General features: G+C 73.0%; 12 protein-coding genes. 8 read left to right on the top strand and 4 right to left on the bottom strand.

The features are described 5' to 3' along the window. The first annotated feature begins 18 nt into the window (after nt 1-18). Nucleotides 19-969 carry an oxygenase MpaB family protein gene (locus ABZZ04_RS14095; protein ID WP_356932454.1) on the top strand — a complete coding sequence of 317 codons (951 nt, stop codon included), beginning with the start codon at nt 19-21 and terminating at the stop codon, nt 967-969. Here the strand turns inward: ABZZ04_RS14095 and ABZZ04_RS14100 are convergent. Next, nucleotides 932-1,981, bottom strand: coding sequence for a LacI family DNA-binding transcriptional regulator (locus tag ABZZ04_RS14100; protein WP_356932455.1), 1,050 nt, complete (start codon nt 1,979-1,981; stop codon nt 932-934). The two genes, ABZZ04_RS14095 and ABZZ04_RS14100, sit on opposite strands and share 38 nt — an antisense overlap. Nucleotides 1,982-2,141: 160 nt before the next feature. Next, nucleotides 2,142-3,626, bottom strand: coding sequence for a M1 family metallopeptidase (locus tag ABZZ04_RS14105; protein WP_356932456.1), 1,485 nt, complete (start codon nt 3,624-3,626; stop codon nt 2,142-2,144). 235 nt (nt 3,627-3,861) lie between these two features. On the opposite strand from ABZZ04_RS14105, the gene ABZZ04_RS14110 reads away from it, so the two are divergent. The 5 genes from ABZZ04_RS14110 to ABZZ04_RS14130 all read left to right on the top strand — a co-directional run bounded on the left by ABZZ04_RS14110 (nt 3,862) and on the right by ABZZ04_RS14130 (nt 11,724). After that, entirely contained in the window at nt 3,862-5,181 is a 1,320-nt protein-coding gene (locus ABZZ04_RS14110) for a M14 family metallocarboxypeptidase (RefSeq protein WP_356932457.1), read from the top strand. A 74-nt stretch (nt 5,182-5,255) separates the two neighbouring features. Continuing rightward, nucleotides 5,256-7,025 carry a BCCT family transporter gene (locus ABZZ04_RS14115; RefSeq protein WP_356932458.1) on the top strand — a complete coding sequence of 590 codons (1,770 nt, stop codon included), beginning with the start codon at nt 5,256-5,258 and terminating at the stop codon, nt 7,023-7,025. Between the two features lie 48 nt (nt 7,026-7,073). Next, entirely contained in the window at nt 7,074-8,711 is a 1,638-nt protein-coding gene (locus tag ABZZ04_RS14120) for an ABC-F family ATP-binding cassette domain-containing protein (protein ID WP_356932459.1), read from the top strand. Between the two features lie 246 nt (nt 8,712-8,957). Then, nucleotides 8,958-10,433: a chlorohydrolase family protein gene (locus ABZZ04_RS14125; protein WP_356932460.1), complete on the top strand. Its 1,476-nt coding sequence runs from the start codon at nt 8,958-8,960 to the stop codon at nt 10,431-10,433. Nucleotides 10,434-10,515: 82 nt separating this feature from the next. Next, complete coding sequence (locus ABZZ04_RS14130) at nt 10,516-11,724, top strand: amidohydrolase family protein (RefSeq protein WP_356932461.1); 1,209 nt, start codon at nt 10,516-10,518, stop codon at nt 11,722-11,724. Nucleotides 11,725-11,806: 82 nt separating this feature from the next. On the opposite strand, the gene ABZZ04_RS14135 is transcribed toward ABZZ04_RS14130, so the two are convergent. Beyond that, nucleotides 11,807-14,209 (bottom strand): Tex family protein, encoded by a 2,403-nt coding sequence (locus ABZZ04_RS14135; RefSeq protein WP_356932462.1) that lies wholly within the window; start codon nt 14,207-14,209, stop codon nt 11,807-11,809. A gap of 183 nt (nt 14,210-14,392) precedes the next feature. Next, complete coding sequence (locus tag ABZZ04_RS14140; protein ID WP_356932463.1) at nt 14,393-15,256, bottom strand: hypothetical protein; 864 nt, start codon at nt 15,254-15,256, stop codon at nt 14,393-14,395. Nucleotides 15,257-15,433: 177 nt separating this feature from the next. Between ABZZ04_RS14140 and ABZZ04_RS14145 the strand changes: the two genes are divergently transcribed. Then, the gene (locus ABZZ04_RS14145; RefSeq protein ID WP_356932464.1) at nt 15,434-16,399 is read left to right on the top strand and encodes a GlxA family transcriptional regulator; all 966 of its coding nucleotides are present in this window, start codon (nt 15,434-15,436) and stop codon (nt 16,397-16,399) included. A gap of 74 nt (nt 16,400-16,473) precedes the next feature. Next, nucleotides 16,474-17,109, top strand: a complete 636-nt coding sequence (locus ABZZ04_RS14150) for a DJ-1/PfpI family protein (protein WP_356932465.1) — start codon at nt 16,474-16,476, stop codon at nt 17,107-17,109. The last annotated feature ends 5 nt before the right edge of the window (nt 17,110-17,114 follow it).

Below are 17,114 nucleotides of genomic sequence, written 5' to 3' on the forward strand. Positions count from 1 at the left end.
CGGCCCCGGGAGCACCGCATGAGCAGCGAAGCAGCACAGGGCGAGCAAAACGCGCGGGACGAGAGGCGCGTACGGGGCGAGAACCCCGAGCCGCCCCCGCCCGGCGGGGTCCTGTGGAGCCTGTCCGGCGACGTCCGGGCCCTGCTGATGCTGCCCGCCGCCCTCACCCTCCAGGTCGCCCACCCGGCGGTCGGCGCGGGCGTCGACGAGCACTCCGTCTTCCGCACCGACCCCTGGGGACGCGGCGAGCGCTCCCTGCGCTCGCTCCAGCTCTGGGTCTACGGGGGCGAGGCGGCGGCCGAGGAGGGGCGCAGACTGCGCACCCTGCACCGCACCATCCAGGGCACCGACACCCGGGGCCGCCGCTACCACGCGCTGTCGCCGCACAACTACGCATGGGTGCACGCCACCGGCTTCCCGGTCTACCAGCACGCCGCGCGCTATCTCGTCCGGCCGCTCACCGAGGCGCAGGAACGCGCCCTGTACCGGGAGTGGCTCCAGGTCGGCAGGGTCCTGGGCATCCACGACCGGGACATGCCGCAGACGATCGAGGAGTTCTGGCCGTACTACCGCAAAATGCTCGCCGACGAGATCGGGACGAACGCCGTCGTCGAGGAACTGGTCGCCACCGACCGGCCGGTACCGCCGCCGGACCGCGGCCCGCTGCCGGTCAGGCTGCTGCTGAGGGCGCTGTGGCCGGTGCTGCTGCCACCGCTGGCCCGGTTCCGCCGCTTCGTCACCATCGGACTGATGCCGCCGGACGCCAGGGAGGCGATCGGACTGGAGTGGACGGACGCACAGGAGCGGAGACTGCGACGGTGGTGCGCGGTGGCGCGGCACGTCGTGCCGGTGCTCCCCGAGCGGCTGCGCTACCTGCCGTACGCCCGCCGGGCACGGGCGGCGCACCGCGAGGCCGCCCGGCGCGGCGCACTCAGGCGGAGTCCCGGCGCACCAGCTCGGTCGGTGTGATCACCGGCTCCTGCTCCCCTTCCCCGACCTCGCCGTTGAGCCGTCGCATCAGCATCCGCACCATCAACCGGCCCATCCCCTCCACGTCCTGACGGACCGTCGTCAACGGAGGATCGGTGGTCGTGGCGATCGAGGCCATGTCGTCGAAGCCGACCAGGGCCACGTCCCCGGGCACTTCGAGCCCGCGCTCGCGCAGCACCCGCAGGGCACCCGAGGCCATCAGGTCGTTGGCGGCGAAGACCGCGTCCGGGACGGGCCGGCGGTCCAGCAGCTCCGCCATCGCCCGTGCGCCGCCCCCGACGGTGAAGTCCCCGTCCGCGAGCAGCTCCGGCGCCCCGTCCGGCAGCGCGTCGCGGTAGCCGTCGATCCGGTCGAGGGCCGAGGTCTGGTCGCGCGGCCCGGCGATGTGCGCGATCCGCCGCCGGCCCAGGGAGACGAGGTGGCGTACGGCCTCGGCCGCGCCGCCGCGGTTGTCGCAGTCCACGTACGGGACGGCCGCTTCGCGGGAGGCGGCCGGCGAGCCGGGGCGGCCCCCGTAGACCGTGGGCACCCGGAACCGGCGGATGATCGCCGGGAGTTCGTCGTCCGTGTGCAGCGAGAAGGCCAGCACACCGTCCACATGGCCCCCCGCCAGATAGCGGGCGACCCGGTCGAAGTCGCCGCTGCCCTCCACCAGGAGCAGCACCAACTGGGAGTCGTGCAGGGTCAGTTCACGGCTTATGCCGCGCAGCTGCCGGTAGAAGAACGGATCGGAGAAGATCCGGAACTCCGGCTCGTCGATGATCACGGCGACCGCCCCGTTGCGCCGGGTGACCAGGGTCCGGGCGGCGTGGTTGGGTACGTAGCCCAGCTCCTCGACCGCCTTGCGCACCTGCTCCACGAGCGGTTTGCGCACCCCCGCACCGCCGTTCACCACCCGGGAGACCGTCGCCCGGGAGACCCCGGCGCGGGCCGCCACGGCTTCCAGGGTGGGGCGGGCATCGCGAGCGGAATCATGGGACGGGCCGGGCAAGGGACGCTCCTCGTACACGCGGGATCGGGCCGGAAACGGCCGCGGCCGGCTGGACCGCACCGGCCCCACCAGCCTATCCGGCGCGTCGGCCCCGCCACCGGGCGCCGTCGCCCCGGTCCGGGGACACGGGACGACGGCGCCCGAAGCGGGCCCGCGGCGGTCAGCGGTGGTCGTGGATCGTGTTCGTCGCCGCGATCTTCTTCCACGAGGCGGGCCGCTCCGGGGCGTTCAGCGCGTGCGCGCCGGCCGCGGCCGGGGACTGCGGGCGCGTCGGCTGGAACAGCCAGGTGTCGAAGAAGGCGGCGAGCGGCTTGCCCGAGACCCGCTCCGCGTACGCCACGAAGTCGTCCACGCTCGCGTTCCCGTACGCGTGCTCGGCCGGCCAGCCCTTCAGCAGTTCGAAGAAGGTGTCGTCGCCGACCTCGTTGCGCAGTGCCTGGAGCGCCAGCGCGCCCCGGTCGTAGACGGCCGCGCCGAACTGGTTGTCCGGGCCCGGGTCGCCCGGCTTCACGGTCCAGAACGGGTCGTCGGCCGGGTGCTGGGCGTAGGTGTAGTCCGCGAGCTCCTGCGCGGTGCCCTCGCCCTCCTTCTCCGACCACAGCCACTGGCTGTAGCGGGCGAAGCCCTCGTTGATCCAGATGTCCTTCCAGCCCTTGACCGAGACGCTGTCGCCGTACCACTGGTGCGCCAGCTCATGGACGACGACCGAGACGTTCGACCCGTTAGCGAACTGCTTCGGGCTGTAGAACGGCCTGGTCTGGGTCTCCAGCGCGAACCCGCTCTTCACGTTCGGCGCGTAACCGCCGAGCGCGTCGAAGGGGTACGGCCCGAAGACCTCCGTCAGCCACTCGGCGACCTCGGCGGTCCGCTCGATGCTGGCGCGGGCCGCCCCGTCGTTGGCGCCGAGGTCCTTGCTGTACGCGTTGACGACCGGCAGCCCGTCCGCCGTGGTGTCCGTGGTGATGTCGAACTTCCCGACCGCCAGCGTCGTCAGGTACGTGGCCTGCGGCTTGCCGGAGCGCCAGTTGAAGCGGGTCCAGCCGAGCTTGGAACTCTGCGACTGGAGCGTGCCGTTGCTGATGGCCTGGACGCCGTCGGGGACGGAGACCGAGATGTCGTACGTCGCCTTGTCCAGCGGGTGGTCGTTGCTCGGGTACCACCACGCGGCCGACTCCGGCTCCTGGGCGGCCACCGCGCCGTCCGGGGTGCGCACCCAGGACGTCCAGCCGTTGATCTTCACCTCGGAGGGCCTGCCCGCGTACCGCACGACCACCGAGACGGCCCGGCCCTTCGCCAGCGGGGTCGCCGGGGTGATCTCCAGCTCCTGCTCGCCGTTCCTCACATGGCCGGCCTTCCTGCCGTTCACCCGCACCTCGGAGACGTCCAGCCCGAGGTCCAGGTTGAAGCGGGAGAGTTCCTGGGTGGTCGTGGCGAGGATCGTCGCCGTGCCCTCCAGCAGGTCGGTCGCGGGCTGGTACTTCAGTCGCAGGTCGTAGTGCGACACGTCGTAGCCGCCGTTGCCGCTCGCCGGATAGTAGGGGTCGCCGATGCCCGGGGCGCCCACGGTGCCCTCGGCGGCCGAGGCCGGGATCGCCAGCAGGAGGGAGACCGCGAGGGCGCTCGGGACGATGAATCTACGGTGCACGAATGCTCCAAGTCGTCGGGGCGAATGATCTTTCGAACCGTCAGGCCGACACTACGCAGCGGCTGCCGTGCTGGTCGTGTCCACGACGGTCGCTGTCACACGATCGCCATTCGGCCGACACGACGGCAAGGGCTTTCTCATCATGATCACGCGGGATCCGCCGATGGAGGCATCCCCCGGACCCGCGGAGCGACGCCCCCTGTCGCCCGGGAGCCGCCCGGGGTACCTTCCGCCCATGCCGACGCGCGCGGGACACCCGCCCACGAACGCCCGTACCCCCTCCGCCCGCCGCAACGCGCTGCTGGCGCTCGCGGCCGCCGCACTGGCCGTGCCCCTGGTCACCGCCCCGGCCGAGGCGGTGCCCGTCCCGCCCCGCACCGGCTTCGAGACCGGTGCCGGAACCCGCTGGACCGGCCTGCGGGAGGAGCAGTCCTTCCTGGCCGCCGTCGACCGGGACAGCGACCGGGTCCGTGTCGACCGGATCGGCACGACGAAGCAGGGCCGCCCGCTCCAGCTGGTCCGGATCGGCGACCGGCGGGCCGCCGCCACGGTGCTGCTGATCTGCAGCCAGCACGGCGACGAACCGGCCGGCCGCGAGGCGTGCCTGACGACCGTCCGCGACCTGGCGTACGCCCGGGACCCGGCGACCCGCGCCTTCCTCTCCCGTACGAACGTCCTCGTCGTCCCCACCGCCAACCCGGACGGGCGTGCCGCCGACACCCGCGGCAACTCCGACGGGGTCGACATCAACCGCGACCACCTCGCGCTGCGGACCGCCGAGGCCCGCGCCGTCGCGGCGGTCGTCCGGGACCGGAAGCCGGACGTGATCCACGACCTGCACGAGTACGGCGCCACCCCGCCGTACTACGACAAGGACCTGTTCGTCCTGTGGCCCCGCAACCTCAACACCTCCACCGGGGTGCACGGCGAGTCGCGGACCCTGGCCGACCGCTACGTGCGGCCCGCCGCGGCGGAGGCCGGATACGGCAGCGGCGTCTACGGCATCTGGACCGACCCGGTCACCGGGGACCCGATCAAGCAGACCGCGGGCGACGGACAGGAACGCATCCTGCGCAACACCTCCGGGATCAAGCACGCCGTCGGCCTCCTCGTCGAATCCCGCGTCGACGCGATGGACGACGCCGAGAGGAACGACCCCGCGCTCAACCGGCGACGCCGCGTCGACTCCCAACTCACCGCGCTCGGCGGGCTGTCCGAGTTCGTCGACGAGCGCCGCGGCAGGATCGGGGCCGCCACCGCCGCGTCCCGCGCGGAGGGCTTCCGGGACCGGGGACCGGTGTACCTCGGCGGCGCCGACAACCAGGCGCCCGAACCGGACCGCGTCCTCCAGGACCCGCCGTGCGGATACCGGCTCACCCGGGAGCAGTTCGACGAGGTCGGGGACGAACTCGCGCTGCACGGCGTCGCCTCCCGGCGCGACGGTGACGGAGCGTACGTACCGATGCGGCAGTCGGCCCGCAAGCTGATCCCCCTCCTCCTGGACGGAAGAGCGACATATCACCTCACAAACGGTCAAGCCGATACCGCTTGTTGATCCCATGAGATGAGCGCCGCGTGTGGTACTGCCTACGGAGAGCGAAAAAAGAGCTTCCGTGAAAGGTGCCATTCGTGTCGCAGGACGAACAGAGAACGGGTGGCCGGGGGGATCTGCCGGTGACGGCGGACCTCCTCGGCGACCCGGCCCGGAACCGGCACCCCAGGACGGACCGGGTGGTGTTCGGCGTCACCGCCGTCCTCACCCTCGCCTTCGTGGTGTGGGGGGCCACCGCCACCGACTCGCTGGAGGAAGTCTCCAGCTCCATGCTCAACGGCCTGATCCACAACGGCGGCTGGGCCTTCATGCTGGCCGCGTCCGGCTTCGTCGTCTTCGCCCTCTGGCTCGCCGTCAGCCGCTACGGCAACATCTCCCTCGGCCAGGAGGGGGAGGAGCCCGAGTTCCGGACCGTGTCCTGGGTCGCCATGATGTTCAGCGCGGGCATGGGCATCGGCCTGATGTTCTACGGGGTCAGCGAGCCACTCGCCCACTTCACCGCCCCGCCGCCCGGCACCCACCCCGCCTCCGCCGCCGAGGCGATGCAGACGGCGATGGCCACCACCCTCTTCCACTGGACCCTCCACCCCTGGGCGATCTACGCCGTCGTCGGCCTGGCCATCGCGTACAGCACCTTCCGGCGCCGCAGGCGGCAGACGATCAGCGCCGTCTTCGAGCCGCTCATCGGCGCCCGGCACGCCCACGGCGGGATCGGCCGGCTGATCGACATCCTCGCCATCTTCGCGACGCTCTTCGGCTCCGCCGCGTCCCTGGGCCTCGGGGCCCTCCAGATCGGCAGCGGCTTCCACGAGCTGAACTGGAAGGAGGAGACCGGCACCGGACTCCTGGTCCTGATCATCGCGGTCCTGACCGTCGCCTTCGTCGCCTCGGCGGTCTCCGGCGTCGAGAAGGGCATCCAGTGGCTCTCCAACATCAACATGGTGCTGGCCCTGCTCCTGGCCGTCTTCGTCTTCGTCGCGGGCCCCACCATCATCGTGCTCGACCTGCTGCCCACCTCGATCGCCGCCTACTTCGGCAACCTGGCCCAGCTCGCCGGACGCACCGAGGCCACCGGCGCGGGCGACGTGGCCGACTGGCTCGGCAGCTGGACCGTCTTCTACTGGGCCTGGTGGATCTCCTGGACGCCCTTCGTCGGCATGTTCATCGCCCGCATCAGCCGGGGCCGGACGATCCGGCAGTTCATCGGCGGGGTCATCCTGGTGCCCAGCGCCGTCAGCCTGGTCTGGTTCGCGATCTTCGGCGGCACGGCGATCGACCTCCAGGAGGCGGGCGAGCTCGGCGGTGCCACCACACCGGAGGCACAGCTCTTCGGAGTGCTCCAGCAGTTCCCGCTCGCCACGGTGATGAGCCTGGTGGTGATGCTCCTGGTCGGCATCTTCTTCGTCTCGGGCGCGGACGCCGCCTCCATCGTCATGGGAACCCTCTCCCAGAAGGGCATCCTCGAACCGGCCAGGTGGGTCGTCGTCTTCTGGGGCGTGACCACCGGTGCGGTGGCCGCGATCATGCTGCTCATCGGCAACGGCAAGGGGGACGCCCTCGCCGGGCTCCAGAACCTGACGATCCTGGTCGCCGCGCCGTTCACCCTCGTGATGATCGGCATGTGCGTGGCGCTGATGCGGGACCTGCGCCAGGACCCGCTGATCGTGCGGCGCGAATTCGGCGTGGAGGCCGTGGAGTCCGCGGTCATCGAGGGGCACGCGAAGTACGCCGGCGACTTCGAGATCCGGATCGGCCCCGGCGGCAGCCGGATCACCACCGGACTCCACGAGCACGGCACGCCCCCGCCGGAAGCCTCCTCCGGCCCCGCGAAGACCCCGGGCGGCTGACGGCCGCACGTCCCCGGGCACCGGGCAGCCCTTAGGATCGGCACCCTGATGACTGCCACTCTCGTCGCCAAGGATCTCGCCGCCGGACACGGCGACCGCACGCTCTTCGCCGGACTCGACCTCGTCGTCGGCCCGGGGGACGTGATCGGTCTCGTCGGAGTCAACGGAGCCGGCAAATCGTCCCTCCTCCGGCTGCTCGCCGGACTCGACCGGCCGGAGGAGGGCGAACTGCGGCTCTCCCCGCCCACCGCCAACGTCGGCCACCTCCCGCAGGAGCCGGAGCGGCGGCCGGGCGAGACGGTGCGGGAGTTCCTGGCCCGCCGCACCGGGGTCGCCGACGCCCAGGCCGCGATGGACGCCGCGACGCAGGGCCTGGTCGACGGGGCCCCGGGCGCGGACGACGCGTACGCCGAGACCCTGGAGCGCTGGCTGTCCCTCGGCGGCGCCGACCTGGACGAGCGCGCCGCCGAGGTCGCGGACGACCTCGGACTGACCGTCGGGCTCGACCTGCCCATGACCGCGCTCTCCGGCGGCCAGGCCGCCCGCGCGGGCCTGGCCTCCCTCCTGCTCTCCCGCTACGACGTCTTCCTGCTGGACGAACCCACCAACGACCTCGACCTGGACGGACTGGAACGGCTGGAGCGCTACGTCTCCGGGCTGCGCTCGGGCACCGTGGTCATCAGCCACGACCGCGAATTCCTGATGCGCACGGTCACCAAGGTCCTCGAACTGGACCTGGCCCAGCAGCAGATCAACCTGTACGGCGGCGGATACGCGGCCTACCTGGAGGAGCGCGAGCGGGCCCGCCGGCACGCCCGCGAGGAGTACGAGGAGTACGCCGACAAGCGCGCCGCCCTCGAAGGGCGCGCCCAGACCCAGCGGTCCTGGATGGAGAAGGGCGTCAAGAACGCCCGCCGCAAGGCCACCGACTCCGACAAGATCGGCCGCAAGTTCCGCAGCGAGTCGAGCGAGAAGCAGGCCGCCAAGGCACGGCAGACCCAGCGCATGATCGAACGGCTCGAAGTCGTCGAGGAACCGCGCAAGGAGTGGGAGCTGCGGATGGAGATCGCCGCCGCGCCCCGCTCCGGCTCGGTCGTCGCCACCCTGCGCGAGGCGCGGGCCGTGCGCGGCGACTTCGTCTTCGGACCGGCGTCGCTGCAGATCGACTGGGCGGACCGGGTCGCCATCACCGGCGCCAACGGATCGGGCAAGTCCACGCTCCTCGCCGCACTGCTCGGCCGCCTCCCGCTGGACTCCGGCCACGCGACGCTCGGTTCGGGCGTGGTGGTCGGCGAGGTCGACCAGGCGCGCAAGCTCTTCCACGGCACGGAATCGCTGCTGGAGGCGTTCTGCGCGGCCGTGCCCGACACCGAACCGGCCGAGGTGCGCACGCTGCTCGCCAAGTTCGGCCTGCGCGCGGACCACGTGACGCGCTCCGCGACGACCCTCTCCCCGGGCGAACGCACCAGGGCCGCCCTCGCCCTGCTCCAGGGCAGGGGCGTCAACCTCCTCGTGCTCGACGAGCCGACGAACCACCTCGACCTGCCCGCGATCGAGCAGCTGGAATCGGCGCTGGAGTCGTACCCGGGAACGCTCCTGCTGGTCACGCACGACCGGCGGATGCTGGACGCGGTGCGCACGACACGGCGCGTCGAGGTGGCGGCGGGGAAGGTGACGGAGGTCTGAGCCCCGGGCCGGGGCGCCGCCCCGGCCCGCCGGGCCGAGGAACCGGGTGGCGCCCCCGTACACCCGGTTGGTATGCCAAACAGGCGGCCGTCCTGATCGAGTCCGCTCCAGGAACAGGAAACCCCTGGTCGCGTGAGCGTGTCATTCCCGGGTGGCCGATTTTGGTATGCCAAGTGTTAGTGTCGTTTCAGCCATGGACCGCCGTCCGGCCGGAACGGTCCTGACACCGCATCCGCAGGAGACCCCGTGCGAACCCGCTGGCGCGCCGCCCACGTCCTCGCCCACCGCGACGGAACCCACGCGCTGCTGCGCGACGGCGAGGTCGTGTGGGACGGGGACACGATCGTGTACGTCGGGACGCGGTACGACGGCCCGGTGGACGAGGAACTGGACCTCGGCGAGGCACTGGTGATGCCCGGTCTCATCGACCTGGACGCCCTCACCGACATCGACCACCTCGTCCTGGACTCGTGGGCGGCACCGGAACGAGACGGCGGACTCCTCTGGTCGCGGGAGTACTTCACCGACCGGCGCCGCGACGTCTTCACGCCCGCGGAACGGGCCACCGTCCGCGAGTACGCGCTCGTCCAGCTGGCGCTGCACGGCATCACCACCTACATGCCCATCGCGTCGGAGGTCCACAGCTCCTGGGCCGAGCCGTACGACGAACTCGTCGAAATGGCGCGGACGTCCCGGCGGATCGGCCTGCGGGGCTACCTGGGGCCCGCCTACCGGTCCGGCGTCAACGTGACACTGCCCGACGGCGGCCGGGGCGTCGAGTTCGACGAGGAACGCGGCCGTGCGGGGCTGCGGGACGCACTGCGCTTCCTCGACCACACGGCCGCCCTGGCCGACCCGCTGGTCAACGGCGTGCTGCTGCCGTGCCGCATCGAGACGCTCACGGTGGAACTCCTGCGGGAGACCGCCGACGCCGCCCGGCGGCGCGACGCCCTCGTACGGCTGCACTGCCTGCAGGGCATGACCGAACGCAACCTCGTACGGGAACTGCACGGCACCACCCCGCTGCGCCTGCTGGAGCGCACCGGGCTGCTGGACACCCGGCTCCTCGTGCCGCACGGCATCGTGATCGACCGGCACCCCGACGTGTACGGCGAGGACCGCGGCGACCTGGCGATCCTCGCCGCCGCGGGCGTCTCGGTCGTCCACTGCCCGCAGACCTCGCTGCGCTACGGACAGGTCCTGCACTCCTTCGACGCGTACCGGCGCGCGGGCGTCAACCTCTGCCTGGGCACCGACTCCTTCCCGCCGGACCTGATCCGGGGCATGGACCTCGGCGTCCACCTCGCGAAGGTCGTCGACGGCCGAGCCGACGCGGCGCCCGCCGAACACTACGTCGAGGCGGCCACCCTCGGCGGTGCCCGCGCGCTCGGCCGCACCGACCTCGGGCGGCTGGAACCGGGCGCGCAGGCCGACCTCGTCGCGTTCCGGCTGGACGACATCCGCGACGGCGTCCAGGACGACCCCGTCCGCACCTTCCTGCTCAACGGCACCGCCCGGCAGGCCAGTCACTCCGTCGTGGCGGGACGCCCGGTCCTGACCGACGGCCGGATCCCCGGCATCGACCTGGCGAACCTGCGCCGCCGCGCCCAGGAACTGTTCGACCGGATGCGCGCCGCGTACAGCGAGCGCGACCTGCTCCGCCGCGACACCGCGGAGCTGTTCCCGCCGACGTTCCCGCCGTTGCGGGAACCGTCCGTGTGAGCGGACCGCCCGCACCCGGCGCGCCCCGGACCGGTCGCCCGGACCCCCGTACGCCGGTACCCCGGACAAGGAGAGACACCCCATGCTGATCACGAACGTCCGTCCCTGGGGCGGCGAGCCGTGCGACATCGAGATCGAGAACGGCACGATCACCGCGCTCGCCCCGCACGACCCGGACCGCGCCGCGGCCGGCGACACCGTGGCGGGACGGGGCAGGCTCGCCCTGCCGTCGTTCTCCGACGTCCACTGCCACCTGGACTCCACCCGGATCGGTCTGCCCTTCCGCCCCCACACCGGGGGCCCCGGCGTCTGGGCCATGACCATGAACGACCGCGCCCACTGGCGCGAGGACGAGTGGAGCGTCGCCGAACGGGCCACGCACACCCTGGGCCGCATGATCGAGCGCGGCACGACCCGGGTCCGCAGCTACGCGCAGATCGACGCGGACTGCGGACTGGAGCGGTTCGAGGGCGTCCTCGCCGCCAAGGAGGCGCACGCCGGCCGGTGCGAGGTCGAGATCATGGCCTTCCCGCAGGCCGGACTGCTCAAGGAGAAGGGCGTGCCGGAACTGATGGACCGGGCGCTGTCCGCGGGCGCGGCCGTCGTCGGCGGCATCGACCCCTGCACCCTGGACCGGGACCCGGTGCGCCACCTGGACGTCCTCTTCGGCCTCGCCGAGCGCCACCGGGCACCGATCGACGTCCACCTCCACGAACCCGGCGCGCTGGGCGTGTTCAGCGTCGACCTCATCCTGGAACGGGTGCGCGCCCTCGACATGGCGGGCCGGGTCACGATCTCGCACGCGTACGACCTCGGCGGTGTGGACGAGGCGACGACACGGCGGCTCGTCGAGGAGTTCGCGGAACTGGACATCGCGATGGCGACCGTGGCCCCCGCCCAGCACCGGGCCCTGCCACTGGCCGAACTGACGGCCGCCGGTGTGCGCGTCGGCCTGGGCGAGGACGGCCAGCGCGACTTCTGGTCGCCCTACGGCAACGGGGACATGCTGGACCGGACCTGGCAGCTGGCCTTCACCAACCGCTACCGCGCCGACGAACTGATCGAGCACTGCGTGGCCGTCGCCGGCCGCGGCGGCGCCTCGATCCTCCACCCGGACCTGCCGCGCCTGACCTCCGTCGCCGACCGCCCCGGCGTCGCCGTGGGCGACGCCGCGGATCTGCTGCTGGTCGAGGGCGAGACGGTGACGTCCGCCGTCATGGACCGCAGCGACGACCGCACGGTCCTGCACGCGGGCCGGGTCGTCGCCGACGGCCTGCGGCTCGTCGGCTGACGGACCGGGACGGCCGGCTCCCTCCGCGTCGGGGGAACCGGCCGGGGGAGGGGCACGCCGCGGGCGCGCCCCTCCCGCCCCGTCACCGCTTCCTGCGGCCCTGCTCCGGATCGGCCAGTCCGGCCCGCCGCAGGGCGTCCGCCATCGCGCTGTTCACCGGCGCCGGGGCCGGACGGGCGGGGGCACCGCCGCCGCGCCGCTCGCGCCCCTGACCGCCGCGCCGCTCGCCACCGCCGCCCTGCCCCTGTCCCTGCCCCTGGCGCTGGCGCGGCGGACGTCCGCCCCGCTCGCCGCCCGGGGTCCCGGAGCCCGCCGCCGCGTCGTCCAGCCGCAGCGTCAACGAGATCCGCTTCCGCGGGATGTCGACGTCCATGACCTTGACCTTCACGATGTCGCCCGGCTTCACGACGTCCCGCGGGTCCTTCACGAACGTCCGCGACATCGCCGACACGTGCACCAGGCCGTCCTGGTGCACACCGACGTCCACGAACGCGCCGAACGCCGCGACATTGGTGACGACGCCCTCCAGCACCATCCCGGCCGCCAGGTCGCCGATCTTCTCGACGCCCTCCTTGAAGGTGGCCGTGCGGAACGCCGGACGCGGGTCGCGGCCCGGCTTCTCCAGCTCCTTCAGGATGTCGGTGACCGTCGGCAGACCGAACTTCTCGTCCACGAAGTCGTCGGCCCGCATCGACCGCAGCACACCCGTGTTGCCGATCAGCGAGGCGACGTCGCCGCCCGTCCGCTTCACCATCGCCCGCACCACCGGGTACGCCTCCGGGTGCACGCTGGAGGCGTCCAGCGGGTCGTCGCCCCGGATGCGCAGGAAGCCCGCGCACTGCTCGTACGCCTTCGGGCCCAGCCGCGACACGTCCTTGAGCGACTTGCGGGACCGGAAGGGGCCGTTGGCGTCGCGGTGCGCGACGATGTTCTCCGCGAGCCCCGAGCTGATCCCGGACACCCGCGAGAGCAGCGGCGCGGAAGCCGTGTTGACGTCGACGCCGACACCGTTCACACAGTCCTCGACGACCGCGTCCAGCGAGCGCGACAGCTTCACCTCGGACAGGTCGTGCTGGTACTGGCCGACACCGATCGACTTCGGATCAATCTTCACCAGCTCCGCGAGGGGGTCCTGCAGCCGCCGCGCGATGGAGACGGCGCCGCGCAACGACACGTCCATGTCGGGGAGTTCCTGCGAGGCGAAGGCCGACGCCGAGTACACCGAAGCGCCCGCCTCCGACACCATCACCTTGGTGAGCTTCAACTCCGGGTGCTTGTCGATCAGTTCACCGGCGAGCTTGTCGGTCTCGCGGGACGCGGTGCCGTTGCCGATCGCGATCAGGTCGACGTCGTGGGCCTTCGCCAGCCGCTCCAGCGCCGCCAGCGACTGGTCCCACTTGTTCGCGGGCACGTGCGGGTGGATGACGTCCGTCGCGACGACCTTGCCGGTCGCGTCGACGACGGCGACCTTCACACCCGTACGGAAACCGGGGTCGAGCCCGAGCGTGGCCCGCGTCCCGGCCGGCGCGGCCAGCAGCAGGTCGCGCAGGTTCGACGCGAAGACGCGCACCGCCTCGTCCTCGGCCGCCGTGCGCAGCCGCAGCCGCAGGTCGATGCCGAGGTGCACCAGGATGCGGGTCCGCCAGGCCCAGCGCACGGTGTCGCCGAGCCACTTGTCGCCGGGACGGCCCCGGTCGCTCACCCCGAAGCGCCGGGCGACCATGTTCTCGTACGCCGAGGGGCCGGGGGCCTCGGACGGCTCCTCCGGCTCCAGGACCAGGTCGAGCACGTCCTCCTTCTCGCCCCGGAGCATCGCGAGCACCCGGTGCGAGGGCAGCTCGGTGAACGGCTCGGCGAAGTCGAAGTAGTCGGCGAACTTCGCCCCCGCCTCCTCCTTGCCGTCCCGCACCCGGGCGGCCAGCCGCCCGCGCGTCCACATGCGCTCGCGCAGCTCGCCGATCAGGTCCGCGTCCTCGGAGAACCGCTCGGTGAGGATGGCGCGCGCGCCTTCCAGCGCCGCCGCGCCGTCCGCGACCCCCTTGTCGGAGTCGACGAAGGCGGCGGCAGCGGCGAGCGGGTCCACCGAGGGGTCGCCGAGCAGGCCGTCGGCGAGCGGTTCGAGCCCCGCCTCCCGGGCGATCTGCGCCTTCGTGCGCCGCTTGGGCTTGAACGGCAGGTAGATGTCCTCGAGCCGAGCCTTGGTCCCGGCGGCCCGGATCTGCGCCTCCAGGGCCTCGTCCAGCTTGCCCTGCTCGCGCACCGAGTCGAGGATCGCCGCACGGCGGTCCTCCAGCTCCCGCAGATACCGCAGCCGTTCCTCGAGCGTGCGCAGCTGCGCGTCGTCGAGCATCTCGGTCGCTTCCTTGCGGTAACGCGCGATGAACGGCACGGTCGAACCGCCGTCGAGCAGCTCGACGGCCGCCTTCACCTGCCGTTCGCGTACGCCGAGCTCCTCGGCGATCCTGCCTTCGATGGACGTCGTCACGGTTCTACCGACTCGCCTTCTCGTACTGGCTCTACTGGCTGTGCTTGCCGGGGCGGGGCCCCTCCGCCTGCATTGTGCCGGGTGGCCGGGCGCCGTGTCGCCCGGCCGCTCCGGACGGCGGCCCATGACCACGCCCACGACGGGCGGCGGCTCCGCGCCGCCCGTCGTGGCCGGGGCGGGGCGTCAGCCCTTGCCGATCAGGTCGGCCGGGAACGCGCCCGCCGACGCCGCCGTGAGGAGGAAGCCGCGCGCCAGCTCGGTGAGCCGCTCCACGCCCTGCGCGCCCAGGTGCTCGTACGGTGCCGCGTCCATCCGGTCCGTGGCCTCCTCCAGCTCCGCCCGGAGCGCGACGCCCGCCTCGGTCAACTCGCCCTCGGCGTCCAGGAGTCCGCGCCCGCGCAGCCGTTCGCGGGCCGCGTCCCAGTCGTCGCGGTGCCAGCCCCGGCTGGCGAGCACCCAGCGCGGGGACATCCCCTTGCCGGTCGCGGTGTGGCTGACCAGGGCCTCCAGCGGGTCGAGCCCGGCGGTCAGGAGTGCGGCGATGTGGCCGTCGCCGCGGTGCTCGCGCAGCAGCGCGCCGGCGTGCCAGTAGGCCAGATGGGGCTCCTCGGGCACCGGGAGGTCGGCATGGGCGGCGTAGAGCGGCCGGGCGTGTCGGGTGCACGCCTCGGCCGCGCGCAGCGCCAGGCCGGCCGCCTCGGCCAGCTCGGGGGAGGCGATGACCTCCTCGCCCAGCAGCCGCCGCAGCGTCGAGTCGGCGGCCCGCAGCCGGGCCTCCAGGGCCGCCCGCGGCGGGGCGACGGACCACACGGCGGGCAGGTGCCGGGCGACGAGCTCGTGGTTGAAGTTGTAGAAGGCCGCGGTGACCGTGCCCGGACCGACGGCGCCCATCGCCGCCGAACGCGTGGCGAAGTAGACGGCGCTCGAGTCGTCGATGCCGAGCTCCGCGAACTCCTTGCCGAGGTCCGGCGAGAAGTAGACCGTCGAGTGCAGCGGGTTGATGGCGTTGTGGCAGCGGCGTCCGGCGAGCGGCGGAAGAGTACTCATGCCGGCACGCTACCGACTGGTCGGTACGCACCGTAACCCCCCCCGGTGTCCCCGGACCGTCCGGTGCCCCTCGGCACCCCGGCGACCCCGGACCGTCCGCCCCGCGACCGGGCATGGCAGGAAAGGTGGGTTTCTCGTCATTGCGGCCGTGCCCCGCCGCCGCCCAGGATGGCGGACATGACGCAGCGATCCGTGCTCGTCGTCCTGTACGACGGCGTCCAGAGCCTCGACGTGACCGGACCGATGGAGGTCTTCGCCGGGGCCTCCCGCTTCCCCGGGGCCGGGTACGAACTGCGCACCGCCTCGCTCGACGGCGCCCCGGTCCGTACGAGCAGCGGCCTGCTCCTGGTTCCGGACGGCGGCCTCGCCGACGCACGGGCGCCGCACACCCTGCTGGTCCCGGGCGGGGAGGGCACCCGCACCCCCGACCCGGCACTCGTCGACTGGCTGCGGGACAACGCCCCGCGGGCCGAACGCCTCGTCTCCGTCTGCACGGGCGCGCTGCTGCTCGCCGGGGCCGGACTGCTGGACGGGCACCGGGTGACCACGCACTGGACGGTCTGCGACCACCTCGCCCGCACCCACCCGGCCGTCGAGGTCGACCCGGACCCGATCTTCGTACGGGACGGCCGGCTGGCCACCTCCGCCGGGGTCACCGCGGGCATCGACCTCGCCCTCGCACTCGTCGAGGAGGACCGGGGCCGGGAGATCGCCCTCACCGTCGCCCGCCATCTCGTGGTCTTCCTGCGCAGGCCCGGCAACCAGGCGCAGTTCAGCGCCCAGCTCACCGCCCAGACCGCCCGGCGCGAACCGCTGCGCGAGGTCCAGCGGTGGATCAGCGAGCACCCGGGCGAGGACCTCTCGGTCGGCGCGCTCGCCGCCCGCGCCCGGCTCTCGCCCCGCCACTTCGCCCGCGCCTTCCGGGCCGAGACCGGCCTGACCCCGGGCCGCTACGTCGAACGCGTACGGCTCGAACAGGCCCGCCGGCTGCTGGAGGACACCACCGACGGGGTCCTCGGCATCTCGCGCGCCTGCGGCTACGGCACCCCGGAGGCCATGCGCCGCGCCTTCGTCAAGGCCCTGGGCACGGCCCCCGCCGAATACCGCAGGCGCTTTCGCGCCCATCCCGCGGCCGACCGGTGACCACCGGCCACCGGCACCGCGCCGACCACCGGCCACCGGCATCCGGCCGGTGGCCGACCGCCGAAAGGACTCCCATGCAGATCGCGATCGTCCTCTACGACCGCTTCACCGCGCTCGACGCGGTGGGGCCCCACGAAACGCTCGCCCGCATCCCCGGCGGCGAGAGCGTGTTCGTCGCCGAACGGACCGGCCCCGTGCGCAACGACACCGGAAGCCTCGCGCTCGTCGCCGACCGGACCTTCGCCGACGTCCCGGCCCCGGACGTGGTGATCGTGCCCGGCGGCCCCGGCCAGCAGGACCAGATGGAGAACGAGGTGCTGCTCGACTGGCTGCGCGCCGCCGACGCCACCAGCACCTGGACCACCTCGGTCTGCACCGGTTCGCTGCTGCTCGCCGCGGCCGGGCTGCTGGCGGGGCGCCGCGCCACCTCGCACTGGCTCCTGCTGGACGCTCTGAAGGCCTTCGGCGCCGAGCCGACCGGCGAGCGCGTCGTCATCGACGGCAAGTACGTCACGGCGGCCGGGGTCTCCTCCGGCATCGACATGGGCCTCACCCTGCTCGGCCGGATCAAGGGCGACGAGCACGCCATGGCCGTACAGCTGCTGACCGAGTACGACCCGCAGCCGCCGTACGACGCGGGCTCGCCGGACAAGGCCCCGGCGGCCCTGGTCGAGGAGTTCCGCGCCCGGCGCCACTACCTGCTCCGGTAGGAGCG

The organism is Streptomyces sp. NPDC006435, from assembly GCF_040612315.1.
Classification (GTDB): domain Bacteria; phylum Actinomycetota; class Actinomycetes; order Streptomycetales; family Streptomycetaceae; genus Streptomyces.